This is a genomic window from Parapedobacter lycopersici, assembly GCF_024643285.1.
GTDB lineage: Bacteria > Bacteroidota > Bacteroidia > Sphingobacteriales > Sphingobacteriaceae > Parapedobacter > Parapedobacter lycopersici.
Genome location: NZ_JAMSLW010000001.1, coordinates 391347 through 405130 on the forward strand (window position 1 = coordinate 391347; position 13784 = coordinate 405130).

General features: G+C 49.8%; 13 protein-coding genes. 9 read left to right on the plus strand and 4 right to left on the minus strand.

Features of this window, described 5'->3' with window-relative positions; translation table 11 throughout:
• Positions 1–51: 51 nt before the first annotated feature.
• From NEV57_RS01815 to NEV57_RS01850, 8 genes are all read left to right on the plus strand, one after another.
• Positions 52–2160 carry a ferredoxin-like domain-containing protein gene (locus NEV57_RS01815; RefSeq protein ID WP_257656573.1) on the plus strand — a complete coding sequence of 703 codons (2109 nt, stop codon included), beginning with the start codon at positions 52–54 and terminating at the stop codon, positions 2158–2160.
• 46 nt (positions 2161–2206) lie between these two features.
• The gene (gene cobA / locus NEV57_RS01820) at positions 2207–2965 is read left to right on the plus strand and encodes a uroporphyrinogen-III C-methyltransferase (protein ID WP_257656574.1); all 759 of its coding nucleotides are present in this window, start codon (positions 2207–2209) and stop codon (positions 2963–2965) included.
• The gene (locus NEV57_RS01825; protein WP_257656575.1) at positions 2962–3564 is read left to right on the plus strand and encodes a precorrin-2 dehydrogenase/sirohydrochlorin ferrochelatase family protein; all 603 of its coding nucleotides are present in this window, start codon (positions 2962–2964) and stop codon (positions 3562–3564) included. The genes cobA and NEV57_RS01825 overlap by 4 nt, the downstream gene beginning before the upstream one ends.
• Positions 3561–4262 (plus strand): phosphoadenylyl-sulfate reductase, encoded by a 702-nt coding sequence (locus NEV57_RS01830; RefSeq protein ID WP_257656576.1) that lies wholly within the window; start codon positions 3561–3563, stop codon positions 4260–4262. Before NEV57_RS01825 ends, NEV57_RS01830 begins: the two co-directional genes overlap by 4 nt.
• A gap of 47 nt (positions 4263–4309) precedes the next feature.
• Entirely contained in the window at positions 4310–5200 is an 891-nt protein-coding gene (gene cysD / locus NEV57_RS01835) for a sulfate adenylyltransferase subunit CysD (RefSeq protein WP_257656577.1), read from the plus strand.
• 54 nt (positions 5201–5254) lie between these two features.
• Entirely contained in the window at positions 5255–6505 is a 1251-nt protein-coding gene (locus NEV57_RS01840) for a sulfate adenylyltransferase subunit 1 (protein ID WP_257656578.1), read from the plus strand.
• A gap of 823 nt (positions 6506–7328) precedes the next feature.
• Entirely contained in the window at positions 7329–8660 is a 1332-nt protein-coding gene (gene gdhA / locus NEV57_RS01845; protein ID WP_257656579.1) for an NADP-specific glutamate dehydrogenase, read from the plus strand.
• Between the two features lie 17 nt (positions 8661–8677).
• Positions 8678–8926, plus strand: coding sequence for a hypothetical protein (locus NEV57_RS01850; protein ID WP_257656580.1), 249 nt, complete (start codon positions 8678–8680; stop codon positions 8924–8926).
• Between the two features lie 22 nt (positions 8927–8948).
• On the opposite strand, the gene NEV57_RS01855 is transcribed toward NEV57_RS01850, so the two are convergent.
• The gene (locus NEV57_RS01855) at positions 8949–9632 is read right to left on the minus strand and encodes an SIR2 family NAD-dependent protein deacylase (RefSeq protein ID WP_257656581.1); all 684 of its coding nucleotides are present in this window, start codon (positions 9630–9632) and stop codon (positions 8949–8951) included.
• A 101-nt stretch (positions 9633–9733) separates the two neighbouring features.
• Here NEV57_RS01855 and rnhA point away from each other — a divergent pair, with 101 nt between their 5' ends.
• Complete coding sequence (gene rnhA, locus NEV57_RS01860; RefSeq protein WP_257656582.1) at positions 9734–10201, plus strand: ribonuclease HI; 468 nt, start codon at positions 9734–9736, stop codon at positions 10199–10201.
• Between the two features lie 22 nt (positions 10202–10223).
• Here rnhA and lysA read toward each other — a convergent pair whose 3' ends face one another.
• From lysA to NEV57_RS01875, 3 genes are all read right to left on the minus strand, one after another.
• Positions 10224–11396 (minus strand): diaminopimelate decarboxylase, encoded by a 1173-nt coding sequence (lysA, locus tag NEV57_RS01865; protein WP_257656583.1) that lies wholly within the window; start codon positions 11394–11396, stop codon positions 10224–10226.
• Positions 11397–11418: 22 nt separating this feature from the next.
• Positions 11419–12732 (minus strand): aspartate kinase, encoded by a 1314-nt coding sequence (locus NEV57_RS01870; RefSeq protein ID WP_257656584.1) that lies wholly within the window; start codon positions 12730–12732, stop codon positions 11419–11421.
• Between the two features lie 74 nt (positions 12733–12806).
• On the minus strand, positions 12807–13754 hold the full coding sequence (locus NEV57_RS01875; RefSeq protein WP_257656585.1) for a D-2-hydroxyacid dehydrogenase: 948 nt from the start codon (positions 13752–13754) through the stop codon (positions 12807–12809).
• Positions 13755–13784 lie beyond the last annotated feature (30 nt).

Consider the following 13784-nt stretch of genomic DNA (forward strand, 5'->3'; position numbering starts at 1 on the left):
ATAATATTTACCGTTAAACCGGTGATTTATTTGATAAGCTAAACGACAACTATGCAAAGTTTTAGAACGGAACTCGAAAATCCAGTAGTTGAAAAAGAAATTATTGAGCTTGAACGCAAAATCAGGGCTTATAGGGCGGGTACGATCTCCGAAGATAAATTCAAAAGCCTGCGTCTGGCACGTGGAATATACGGGCAACGGCAGCCCGGGGTTCAGATGGTCCGGATAAAATTGCCCTTCGGAAAGGCTACTTTCAAACAATTGCTGCGTATATCGGACATATCAGACGAATATGCCATCCGCAATCTCCATTTTACGACCAGACAGGATATCCAGATCCACTTTGTGAGCCTGGACCGCACGCCCGAGCTTTGGGCAAAACTGGCCGAAGATGACGTAACCATACGGGAAGCCTGCGGCAATACGGTCCGTAACGTAACGGCGTCACCACAGGCGGGAATAGATCCCGAAGAGCCTTTTGACGTATCGCCTTACGCACATGCCACATTTGCTTATTTCCTGCGTAATCCCATTTGCCAGGAGCTTGGCCGGAAATTTAAATTCGGTTTTTCATCCAGTTCACGCGATACGGCGTTTGCTTTCGGACAGGACCTGGGCTTTATCCCCCGGGTACGGACAGTGAACGGTATTGAAGAACGCGGCTTCCGGGTCGTGCTCGGCGGTGGTTTGGGTGCACAGCCGATGGCCGGGCACGTAGTGCATGAATTTTTGCCGGAAGACCAGCTTATCCCATATTCGGAAAGCGTACTGCGTACGTTCGACCGGTATGGCGAACGGAACAACCGGAATAAAGCCCGGTTTAAATACCTGATCCAAAAACTGGGACTGGACGAAGTGAAGCGTCTGATCGCGGAAGAGTGGACTGCAATCAAAGTGAAAACATTTGCAATCGACCGGGACGCTGTTCCATTGCCGGCTCCGCCGGAATCCGTTCCTGCTGAAGTCGAAGAAGTAACCGATCGCCGCGCATATGAGATCTGGGAAAAAACCAATGTGTGGGAACAAAAGCAAACCGGGTTTTATGCCGTCTATATCAAGGTGCCGACCGGAGACATGCCGACCGAAAAAGCACGTGAACTGCTCGCCGGTATCCGTGGCCATGTGGCCGATGAAGTCCGGGTAACCCAAAATCAGGGGCTGCTGCTGAAATTTGCGAGAAAGGAGTCACTTCCCCGGATATACAATGTATTAAGCAGGATCGGATTTGCAAAGCCCGGCTTTGACAGCGTTGCCGATGTAACCACATGCCCGGGTACGGATACTTGTAACCTGGGTATTTCCAATAGCACGGAGATGGCCAGGGTGCTGGAATCGTTGATATATGAAGAGTATGAGGACCTTGTTTACGATCGTGACCTTAAGATCAAAATAAGTGGCTGCATGAACTCATGCGGGCAGCACGGCATCGCGCATATCGGTATACACGGCAGCTCGCTGAAAGCGGTTGGCCGGGTTGTTCCGGCCGCACAGATTATGCTGGGCGGCGGGGTGCTGGGCGATGGCGATGGGCGGGTGGCCGAACGGGTGATTAAAGTGCCGTCGAAACGGGTTGTAAACGCCGTACGGCTGCTGCTGGATGACTACCTGGCAAACTCCACCCCGGAAGAACGCTTCCATGTGTACTTCGACCGGCAGACAAAAGATTATTTTTACCGCATGCTGAAACCACTGGCTGACCTCACCAACCTGACGGAGGAAGAGTTTGTTGACTGGGGACACCAGGAGACCTATCAGCAAGCCATTGGTGTCGGGGAATGTGCCGGTGTCGTGATTGACCTGGTGTCGGTACTGCTCTTCGAAGCTGAGGAAAAACTGGACTGGGCAAACGAAAGTTACCGCGCTGGCGCATATGCGGATGCCATCTACCATGCGTACAGCATGTATGTCAGCGCAGCAAAGGCATTGCTGCTCGACAAGGGAATCCACAGCAGTACTCAAATTGCCATTATCCGCGATTTTGACACCAATTTCGTGGAATCGGGCGAAATTACATTACCCAATAGCTTTGAGGAAAAACTGCTTGAAATCAATAAAAACGAGCCCACGGAGGCATTTGCACGCCAGTACCTAGCCGACGCCATTGATTTTTATCAGACAATCGCGGCGAAAAAGGCAGTTGCAACAGCTGTAAATGGTTAATATCACCGCAATTTCACGTATTGAATTGCGATAACAGACGAAGCGAATGAACGCACATCCCAAAATAACGCTGGTGGGGGCTGGACCGGGGGATACCGATCTAATCAGTCTCAAGGGACTGAAAGCACTGGCAAAGGCCAATGTGGTGCTTTATGATGCATTGGTCAATGAAGAACTGCTTGGTTATGCACCTGAAGGTGCCCTCCGTGTATTTGTGGGCAAACGGGCGAATAAACACGCTTACAGCCAACAGGAAATCAATGAATTGATGGTTTCCTATGCACGCTCCCACGGACATGTAGTGCGACTTAAGGGCGGCGATCCTTTCGTGTTCGGAAGGGGAGGGGAAGAGCTTGAATATGCGGCCAGTCACCACATTGCAACGAGCGTGGTGCCGGGTATTTCCAGCTCCATCGCACTCGCCGGGCTGCAGGGGATTCCGCTGACATACCGCGGAGTCAGTGAAAGTTTCTGGGTAATCACGGGTGCGACTACTGCCGGCGTCATCTCCGATGATATTTACGCCGCAGCCAAAACTTCGGCAACGGTTGTTATCTTAATGGGACTGAATAAGTTAGCGGAAATTGTGCGGGTATATGAAGCCGAGGGCCGACATAAGTTACCGATAGCGGTCATTCAGAACGGCTCCCTGCCCAACGAGAAAATAGCACTTGGAACAATGGATACGATTATTGAACGGGCAGGGGTACAGGGGATCGGAGCCCCGGCGGTGATCGTTATCGGTGAGGTGGTCGCCAAGCACGAAAGTTTCGGTGCCTGGAAACATAAGAATATTGCGGTATGAACCAACGGAGCACCGGCAATGAATTATTTCCTGTATTTCTGCAGTTGAATAACCTGCAGGTGCTGCTGGTTGGCGGAGGGCCCGTTGCATTGGAAAAGCTGACCGCATTGCTGGGCAATAGTCCCCATACAAAAATTACCGTGGTTGCCCGGGAAATCAGCGCGGAAGTACGTAGTTTTGCTGCTGCATACCCCGACATACTGCTGGATGAGCGGGCATTTGAATATACTGACCTGGATGGGGTGGACGTCGCTGTGGTTGCATCGAACAACGCACCGCTGAATAACCACATCCGCCAGGAGGCGCGCAGGCGCCACATTTTGATTAATGTAGCGGATAAGCCGGAACTATGTGATTTTTATCTGGGGTCCATCGTTAAGAAAGGGAATTTAAAAATAGGAATATCCACCAATGGCAAATCACCTACCATTGCCAAAAGGATAAAGGAATTACTTAATGAAGCATTGCCACATGAAATTGACGAAACGCTCGATTACATGGGCAGGCTGCGCGATCAATTGAAAGGTAATTTTGCCGATAAGGTGAGGCAGTTAAACGCGCATACCGCGATGTTGGTCGATTCAAAGGAGAGGAAATGAATACATTGGTAAATGAAGTGACCGGGTTGATCAAGGACCGGCAGCCGGAAGAAGCCCTGGCCCAGCTGGCCGCACGTTTTCCTGGAGAGCTTGTTTTTTCGACGAGCTTCGGCCTGGAAGACCAGTTGATTACACACCTGATCTTTGAAAATAACCTGCCTATCCGGGTGTTTACACTGGAAACGGGCAGGCTGTTCCAGGAAACGTATTATACCTGGAACCGCACGCTGGAACGGTATCAAAAAGAGATCGAAGCTTATTTTCCGGATACCCACGCCGTGCAACAGCTGATCACACAGAAGGGTCCCTCCAGTTTTTATGATTCGGTGGAAAACCGGAAGGAGTGCTGCCGCATACGTAAAATAGAGCCGCTCCAGCGCGCGCTCGCAGGCGCTGCCTGCTGGATAACCGGGATACGGGCCGACCAATCCGATAACCGTCAGGGAATGACGGATGTGGAGTGGGACGGCACCAATGGGCTGGTTAAATTCCACCCCATATACCATTGGACGCTGGACGAGGTGAAGCGCTTTGTAAAAGCCAATAATATTCCCTACAACCCGCTGCACGACAAAGGTTTTCCGAGCATTGGATGCGCCCCCTGTACACGGGCGGTGCAGGAAGGGGAGGACTTCCGTGCCGGCAGGTGGTGGTGGGAGGACCAAAGCAAGAAGGAATGCGGACTGCATGCAACCTAAGCAAACACCGCATAGTAAAGAAAGGCAAATAGAAAGAAAAGCTATATATGGATTATTTGGATCAATTAGAGGCGGAGGCGATACATATCCTGCGCGAAGTGGCGGGTCAGTTTGAGAATCCCGCACTGCTGTTTTCGGGGGGAAAAGACTCCATTACATTGGTGCACCTGGCTGAAAAGGCATTCCGGCCGGGCAAATTCCCTTTTCCACTGGTGCACATTGATACCGGGCACAATTTTCCGGAAACCATTGCATTTCGCGATGAATTGATTGCCCGGTTGGGCGAAAAGCTGATTGTCGGCTATGTACAGGACAGTATCGATGCCGGGAAAGTAGTTGAGCAAAAAGGCAAGAACGCAAGCCGGAACATGCTGCAGACGGTTACGCTGCTGGATACCATCGCCGAACATAAATTCGACGCCTGTATCGGTGGTGCCCGTCGCGACGAAGAGAAGGCACGGGCCAAAGAACGGATATTCTCGGTACGGGACGAGTTTGGCCAATGGGATCCCAAACGCCAGCGGCCCGAACTCTGGAATGTGTACAATGGCCGTATCCATAAAGGGGAGAATGTCCGGGTTTTTCCAATCAGCAACTGGACCGAGCTTGATGTGTGGAACTATATCCGCAGGGAGAACATCAAATTGCCATCCATCTATTTCTCACACGAACGCAACGTGATTACGCGCAACGGCCAGCTGATGGCTGCGGCTGAATTTTTGAATATGGATCACGAGGACATCGTAGAATACCGCAAAGTGCGGTTCCGCACGGTAGGCGATATGACGTGTACTGCGGCGGTACTTTCGGAAGCTTTTGAAATCGATGATATTATCGAAGAGATACAACAGTCGAAAATCAGCGAACGCGGCGCGAGGATGGACGATAAGGTTTCCGAAGCCGCCATGGAAGACCGTAAAAAAGGCGGATATTTTTAACAGCAGGAAAACGCCCGGCAGGGTTAATACCTATTAATTTCATTATCTGAAAAAATGGATTTACTTAAATTTATAACGGCTGGAAGTGTTGACGACGGTAAGAGCACGTTGATTGGCCGATTATTATACGATACAGACTCAATCCTGGATGACCAGCTGGAAGCAATCCAGCGGGCCAACCGCAAAAATAACGATGGCACCATTGATCTGGCTATCCTTACGGATGGCCTGAAGGCCGAGCGGGAGCAGGGCATTACCATTGACGTGGCGTATAAATACTTTCAAACAGACAAACGCAAGTTTATTATCGCCGACACGCCGGGCCACATTCAATATACCCGGAACATGGTCACCGGAGCTTCCAATGCCGACCTGGCCATTATTCTGATCGATGCCCGCAAAGGCGTGATTGAACAGACACGCCGGCACTCCTTTATTGTTTCCCTGTTGGCGATACCCAATGTGCTGGTATGCGTCAATAAGATGGACATGGTTGACTATGACGAGGCGGTTTTCGCCAAGATCAAATCCGACTACGAGCAGCTGACGGAAAACCTCCGCATCAATCAGGTGGACTTTATACCCGTAAGCGCGTTAAAGGGAGATAACATTGCCGCTCCGTCTGCCAATATGCCCTGGTATGAGGGGACCTACCTGTTGAATTTCCTGGAAACCGTGGATACCCACCAGCCAAATACTGAGCAACAGGCTCGTTTTCCGGTGCAATGGGTTATCCGACCGCAAACGGCGGCACTGCCCGATTATAGGGGGTATGCCGGACGTGTGGTAGGCGGCAGTTTTAATGTAGGCGACCAGGTAGCTGTCCTTCCTTCCGGATTCAGCAGCCGGATTACACAGATCGAACTGGCCGGTGAGTCGTTGAACACCGCGGAGGATGGAATATCGGTTGTGATACACCTCGCCGACGACCTGGACATCAGCAGGGGAGACATGCTGGTTAAGCAGGATGAGCAACCCGCTGTTTCACAGGAATTTGAAGCCGATATCTGCTGGATGGATACAAAACCACTGGACATCAGTCAGGTATACCTGATTCAGCATCACGGAAAAACAACGAAGATAAAATTGCAGGATATTCGCTATAAAGTGGATGTGAATACACTGGAAAAGACGACTGACGGGCATTTTGGATTAAATGACATCGGAAAAATCCAGTTTAAATCTGCCGATCCACTGGCGTTTGATGAGTACGCGCGCAACAAGAGTAACGGCGGCGCCATACTGATCGATAGCCGGAATAATTTAACGGTAGCTGCATTAATGATCGCTAAAGCGACTGCTTAATAAACGATAAATATACCGGACAGGTAAAATGATACAGGCCCGTTTGAAAAATGCCGGAAAATGACTTTCCGGCATTTTTTGTTGACAAACTGTATTAAAGAGAGCAGTGTGCCAGACTGTCGTAGGTATTGGGAATACTTACCGTGCCGCTTGCAAAGTGTTAGGGTGGTATTTCTGATTTACTACTTAACATAACGTAAATTATATGAATAATTTATTGAATAAATCACATGGAGATCTTAACGCAAAATCATACTGCATAGTTGATGGGAAAACGCACTGAATGGTAATTTATAAATTGCTGTTAGTATTGTGTTTATCATAAGAAAAATGATGTAATTATTTATAAAAATTGTAATCCGCCGGGTCAATCCAGCCAGCTGGTTATTTAAATAAATCTGCTTCGATACTTGTTCGAGAGTTGTTCGGGTCGGCTTCGGGGTTTCTTCGACACCGCTTCGGGACTTGTTCGAGGCTTCTTCGACTGGTCTTCGAGTCGGCTTCGGGGCTGTTCGGTGCGCAATGCGTTGCGTTCCGAAAAACCCCGAAGGATTCCCGAAGTATTGGCGAACCATTCCCGAACAAATGCCGAATAAGTCCCGAAACTGGCTGCTGCCTTACCCGATCCGTTCTCGGAGCCGGAATTTAGGCTTCATGAGCCAACTTAGCCGACTTCGGTAGTCATTCCAAAACGCTTTACTACCAACATTTTTTAATTTTAATAATAAATCTTTGCCGTTGTTATTATTGTTGTTGCAAAAGGTGGATTTCTGTTTAATTTTTTTAAATTTGCCGGCGTAAAAATCTATATTAATCAATTAGCATGTCAAGTTATTTCAAAACGTTTACGGCAGGCGTCGAACAACGTAACCCCCACCAACCAGAATTTATCCAAGCAGTTAAGGAAGTTGTAGAAGACATTATTCCATACATTGAAGAACATGCAAAAGAACTGATAGACCAGAAGTTACTGGAACGTATTTCGGAACCGGAGCGTGTGATTTCATTCCGCGTTACCTGGCTTGACGATAAGAATCGGGTACAGGTCAACCGTGGTTATCGCGTGCAGATGAACAGCGCCCTTGGCCCCTACAAAGGCGGTCTGCGTTTTTCACCTACTGTGAACCTGAGCATTTTGAAATTTCTTGCATTTGAACAGATCTTTAAGAACAGCCTGACGGGACTTCCGCTGGGCGGCGGCAAGGGCGGATCGGATTTTGATCCGAAGGGCAAGTCGGATAACGAAATCATGCGGTTCTGCCAAAGCTTTATGACCGAATTGTTCCGGCATATCGGTTCGGAAACGGATGTGCCCGCTGGAGATATCGGTGTGGGTGAACGGGAAATCGGTTTCCTGTTCGGCCAGTACAAACGGCTTCAGAATAATTTTACCGGTGTGCTTACCGGCAAAGGACCCTCATGGGGCGGCAGCTATATCCGGCCGGAGGCTACCGGCTTCGGACTGCTGTATTTCGTGGAGCGTATGTTCTATGAAAACCAGAACTCGTTGAAAGGAAAAGTAATCACAATCTCGGGCGCGGGTAACGTTGCGTATTATGCAGCCATCAAGGCACTTTCCCTGGGAGCAAAAGTAATTACCGTTTCCAATAGCAACGGCACCATATACGACGAAAATGGCTTTACCGTGGAGAAATTGGATTACGTTAATAGCTTAAATAGAAACCTTGCTGAATATACCAAGCGCTATCCGGCAGAATACCACGAAGGTAAAAAACCCTGGGGCTTCAAATGCGATATTGCACTTCCTTGTGCTACGCAGAATGAGCTGGATGAACAGGACGCCAAAACACTGATTGCCAATGGCTGTATGTGTATCGCTGAAGGTGCTAATATGCCTTCAACGGCAGAAGCCATCAAGGTCATATTAAAGGCAAAAATATTATATGCACCCGGAAAGGCAGCTAATGCCGGTGGCGTTGCTGTATCGGGACTGGAAATGTCGCAGAACCGGATTGGCCAGCAATGGTCGACTGACAAAGTGGATGCGCGGCTGAAGAAAATCATGCATGATATCCATGATACCTGTGTGCATTACGGTAAAGATTCCAATGGTGTCATTAATTACCTGAAAGGTGCCAACATCGGTGGCTTTGTTAAGGTGGCCGATGCGATGAGAGCCCAGGGTGTGGTATAAATGATATACATAATATTATGCGGACTGTAGCCGAACTCCCCCACCCCGAATTCAAGATCACGATCTTTTCGATGAACCAGAAATTCATCATTAAATTCGAACAGGGAACATTGGAACAGGTCTATAAGGTCGCAGAAATGGATATAACTGATGGTGTAAACGGCGTATTTCAATTATTGGATGAGCTGTTTACACAATCGGTTGCCTTGCGTTTCAGTGAGATGCGGGCATCTTTCCTGGATACATATAAACGAAACGAAGGATAACGGCAGGCCAGCCCGGCCTGCATCATTCCGCCAGCAGCTGACCAACCAGCTGCGGAACCCCGACCGTAGCCCTTTCATTCATACACACGATCCTGCCCGTCGCCAATTGTGAGGCCTCCGGGTCGATGAAATACATTGCCGTTTCCATCGGGATTTCGTGCAGCAACCCGGCGGCGGGATATACCTGGAGGGAAGTACCGATTACAATGAAAATATCGGCATCCCGGCAGAGCCGTACCGCCCTTTCCATCGCCGGCACCGGCTCACCGAACCAAACGACGTGTGGCCTGAGCTGGCTTCCCCGTTCACAGTATTCGCCCATGGGGATTTCACTTCCTTCGACCGGATAAGTGAGGCGCGGATCGATGCTGGACTGCGAACGCGTAATCAGGCCATGGAGGTGCACTACCTGACCCGAGCCCGCCCGCTCATGCAGGTCATCAATATTCTGGGTGATCACGGTCACCTTATACCGCTGCTCCAGTTGCACAAGGGCGGTATGCGCCGCATTCGGCTGAGCTTCCAATACCGCCTTTCTTCGAATGTTATAGAAATGCTGCACGCGTTGCGGGTCGCTGGCCCATGCTTCCGGTGTAGCCACATCGGCCACGCGGTACCCTTCCCAAAGTCCGTCGCTGCCCCGGAACGTTTTTAAACCGCTTTCGGCAGAAATTCCGGCGCCCGTGAATACAACAACATGTTTCATTTGCCTGTGATGCTGATGATGCCAGCACCAAAATACAACGAATATGCGGAATTCAAACAAGTGCACCTGAAATTTAGGAGAATGAGTTACCTTTGCTCACCATGATCGAATTGTATACTGACGGCGCGTCCAGCGGAAATCCGGGTCCGGGAGGATATGGAACAATACTGCGATCAGGTCCGCATTATAAGGAACTGAGCGAGGGATTCCGGAAAACAACCAATAACCGGATGGAATTACTGGCCGTTATCAAAGGCCTTGAAGCATTGAAAAAAACGGGCCAGGAGGTGGTGGTTTATTCCGATTCCAAATATATTGTGGATGCCGTTGAGAAACGCTGGGTGTTCGGTTGGGTGCAGAAAGGCTTTGCCGGGAAAAAGAATAAGGACCTATGGCTGCGGTTTCTGACGGTGTACCGGCAGCATCGTGTGCGGTTTGTCTGGGTCAAGGGACATGCAGGACACCCCGAGAACGAACGCTGCGACCAACTGGCCGTGCAGGCTGCAAAGGACAGTGCCAACTGGAAAATTGATTCGGTTTTTGAAACGACGGAAAGCCAGTTGTTGTAACAGAAGGCAACGGAAACGGCAATTACGCTAACGCATCACTGTAAACATAACGTACTTCGTCGCGGAGGTTGTAGCGTGAGGCCATCACCTCGCCATATGCGCCCACCGTGCGGATCGCAATGAGGTCGCCCCGTTTTGAAACGGGCAGCAACACTTCCTTGCCAAAGCAGTCCGTGCTTTCACAGATCGGTCCAACCACGTCGTAATGCAATTCGGATACATCGGTTCCTGCAAAACCGGCGTCAGCCCGTTCAATCTGGTGGTATGCCTGGTATAATGCCGGACGCATCAGCTCGGTCATTCCGGCATCAAGGATGAGAAAATTCTTCTTAATCCCGTTTTTCACATACAGCACCCGGCTGATGAGGCTACTGCATTGCGATACCAGCGCCCTGCCCAGCTCAAAGTGTACCTCCTGCCCTGCCCTGCGTTCCAGGAAATCAGCGAAGATCCCGAAATACGCATCAAAATCGGGTATATTATTGGTGTCCGGGTGATGGTAATCGACACCGAGCCCTCCACCCACATTTAGCACCTGCAAGCGGTAACCCCGCTCGTCGAACCAGCCGTTCAGCTCATTGACTTTTACGCAGAGGCTCTTAAATACATTCAGGTCGGTAATCTGCGAGCCGATATGAAAATGGATGCCGATTAACTCCACATGGCTGCATTGCCGTAGGGTTTCAATGGCGTCGCCAAGCTCCCATTGGGGAATGCCGAATTTATTTTCGTCCAGTCCGGTGGTAATGTACTGGTGGGTATGTGCATCCACATTCGGATTGATGCGGAGTGCCACCCGTGCCGTTTTACCGGCAGCTGCTGCAAGTCCGTCGATGACGGACAGCTCCTGGACGGACTCTACGTTAAAGGCAAAGATATCACGGTCCAGCGCATAGCTGATCTCCTTATCTGATTTGCCGACACCGGCAAAAACGACTTTCGCCGGGTCAAAGCCGATCTCAATGGCTTTTTTAACTTCATTGCCGCTGACACAGTCGGCGCCAAAGCCCGCGCCGTGGATGGCAGCCAATACCCGTTGATTAAAATTGGCTTTTAATGCATAATGGATATGAAACCCCCGGGCCGCTGCCGCCGTTTTTGCGGCCGCCAGCGTACGGTTCAGCAGGTCCATATCGTAATAATAGAAAGGGGTTTCCTGCCGGGAAAATAGTTCGCTGAGTGTAGGATCAAACATAATGGCTTATCACTTATTTTACCTAAAAAAGCCTGTTGTGTAACGACCGTAAGGCTTCTACCTTATGTTCGGTCTGCAGCAGCAGTGAAATGTTATAATTGCTGCCGCCGTAGGAAATCATCCGTACCGGGAGGTGTTTCACCGCGTCCAACACGCGAGATGCATATCCATGTGTATTCGGTCCGAAATCACCGACTACACAGACGATGGTCTGATTCAGGTCGATCGCTACCGTGCCGAAATCCTTGAGTTCTTTTTCGATATCGGCCAGGTACCGGGTATCATCGATCGTAAGTGATATGGCAACCTCCGACGTCGTAATCATGTCTATCGGAGTTTTGTAACGTTCAAATACCTCAAAAACCCGCCGTAAGAATCCATAAGCCAGTAGCATGCGTGACGATTGAATACGAATAGCTACGATGCCGTCTTTTGCGGCTACGGACCGGACAATTCCTTTGGCAGCTCCCTCCCTGCTGATCAGCGTACCGGAAGCCTGTGGAGCCATGGTATTCAGAATGCGGACGGGAACGTTATAACGCTGGGCCGGGAATACGCTTTGCGGGTGCAGGATTTTGGCGCCAAAATAGGCCAATTCCGCCGCTTCATCGAAACTCAGGCTCGCTATTGGTTTTGTGTCTTTTACAATACGCGGGTCATTATTGTGCATGCCGTCGATGTCCGTCCATATCTGGATCTCTTCTGCACCGATAGCTGCACCGATCAGCGAAGCGGTATAGTCACTCCCCCCTCTCCGCAAGTTATCAATCTCACCAAAAGAATTTCTACATATATATCCCTGAGTTATAAAGAAATTATGATCGCTTGATTGAAGCAATAATTCATTTACGTTCTCCCGGATAAAATCAATTTTGGGTTCATTGTCCTCGTCAATTTTCATAAAATCGAGTGCAGGCAATAATTTGGACCGGACCCCGATTTCCGTCAGGTAAAAATGGAACAGCGAAGTGGAAATCAATTCGCCCTGTGCCAGGATAATCTTTTCCTCGATGGGTGTAAACAGCTGATTGGAAAACGACGCAATCAGGTCGAAATGATAGTTGATCAGCTCGTTCCCGTTATATCGTCCTTCTTCCGTACTGAAAAGCTCGCCGATGAGGGTGTTGTAATGCGCGCGGAGTGCTTCAATATCCTGTTCAGCTTTGGCCTTGTCGCCATTGGTGTAAGCAGCTGCGATTTCAACCAGGGCATTCGTTGTACCGGCCACGGCAGAAAGCACGACAATCTGGCGTGCATTTGGATCGATAATGTCTAACAGGCCTTTTATCCGGGCTGCACTCCCCACGGAAGTCCCCCCAAACTTGATAACTTTCATTTCACTATAATTTGCAGCATCCAGCTACAAACGGGTAGTCTGATGACTGCCCGTTTGCGCTGAAAAAGAAGTATTTATTTCGTTAACTGTGCGATGATCAGGTTGGCCAGCTCTTCACCGATACGCTCCTGAGCCTCTCCCGTAGCTGCACCGATATGCGGTGTGAGCGACACTTTGGGGTGGGTAAGCAGTTCCTTCCGTGGAGTAGGTTCGTTATCAAATACGTCCAGTCCCGCAAAAGCGACTTTACCGGCATTCAATGCTGCAATCAGCGCTTCTTCGTCAATTACACCCCCACGGGCAGCATTAACCAATCCGACACCTGGCTTCAGCAATTCGAACTCGGCCGCACCGATCACCGGTTTGTCCGTAAACGGTACGTGCAGCGAGATAAAATCGGAATTCCGTAACAGTTCTTCCAGCGGTACTTGCTTAATGGGTACATCCACGGTAATGCCACCTGATAAGGTTACCGGCAGGCTGGCAGGCGCTTCAGAAAGATCACTGACAATAACATCCATACCCAATCCCAGGCCCACTTTTGCCGTTTCCCGTCCGATGCGGCCGATACCGACGATTCCCAGTGTCTTGCCGCGCAGTTCCACACCTTTGGCGTAGGCTTTTTTCAGGCCACCGAAATTGGTGTCGCCTTCAACCGGCATTTTCCTTTGGGAGTCGTATAAAAACCGTACGCCGCTAAGCAAGTGTGCAAATACCAGTTCGGCAACGGAAAGTGAGGAAGCGGCCGGCGTATTTACTACGGCGATTCCCTTGGAACGGGCATAAGCCACGTCAATGTTATCCATTCCTACCCCACCCCGGCCGATCAATTTCAGGTCCGGGCAGCCATCAATCAGTTCTTTTCTTACTTTGGTGGCACTACGGACTGTAATGGCATCGTAGGCCGGCAGCTTTTCGGCTAATTGATCCTGTGGAATATGTTCGGTGTCCACCGTGAATCCGGCTTTTTCCAATAATGATTTACCCAATGGATCAATCCCGTCGTTTGCTAATATTTTCATGTTGAATGTACGATTTTACGGGCAATACCT

Bases quoted from the DNA above. Each gene is read 5' to 3' on its own strand.
- cysD (WP_257656577.1), top strand. From the start codon at position 4,310: ATGGATTATTTGGATCAATTAGAGGCGGAGGCGATACATATCCTGCGC.
- NEV57_RS01815 (WP_257656573.1), top strand. From the start codon at position 52: ATGCAAAGTTTTAGAACGGAACTCGAAAATCCAGTAGTTGAAAAAGAA.
- gdhA (WP_257656579.1), top strand. From the start codon at position 7,329: ATGTCAAGTTATTTCAAAACGTTTACGGCAGGCGTCGAACAACGTAAC.
- NEV57_RS01850 (WP_257656580.1), top strand. From the start codon at position 8,678: ATGCGGACTGTAGCCGAACTCCCCCACCCCGAATTCAAGATCACGATC.
- NEV57_RS01875 (WP_257656585.1), bottom strand. From the start codon at position 13,754: ATGAAAATATTAGCAAACGACGGGATTGATCCATTGGGTAAATCATTA.
- cobA (WP_257656574.1), top strand. From the start codon at position 2,207: ATGAACGCACATCCCAAAATAACGCTGGTGGGGGCTGGACCGGGGGAT.
- NEV57_RS01855 (WP_257656581.1), bottom strand. From the start codon at position 9,632: ATGAAACATGTTGTTGTATTCACGGGCGCCGGAATTTCTGCCGAAAGC.
- NEV57_RS01840 (WP_257656578.1), top strand. From the start codon at position 5,255: ATGGATTTACTTAAATTTATAACGGCTGGAAGTGTTGACGACGGTAAG.
- NEV57_RS01870 (WP_257656584.1), bottom strand. From the start codon at position 12,732: ATGAAAGTTATCAAGTTTGGGGGGACTTCCGTGGGGAGTGCAGCCCGG.
- NEV57_RS01830 (WP_257656576.1), top strand. From the start codon at position 3,561: ATGAATACATTGGTAAATGAAGTGACCGGGTTGATCAAGGACCGGCAG.
- rnhA (WP_257656582.1), top strand. From the start codon at position 9,734: ATGATCGAATTGTATACTGACGGCGCGTCCAGCGGAAATCCGGGTCCG.
- lysA (WP_257656583.1), bottom strand. From the start codon at position 11,396: ATGTTTGATCCTACACTCAGCGAACTATTTTCCCGGCAGGAAACCCCT.
- NEV57_RS01825 (WP_257656575.1), top strand. From the start codon at position 2,962: ATGAACCAACGGAGCACCGGCAATGAATTATTTCCTGTATTTCTGCAG.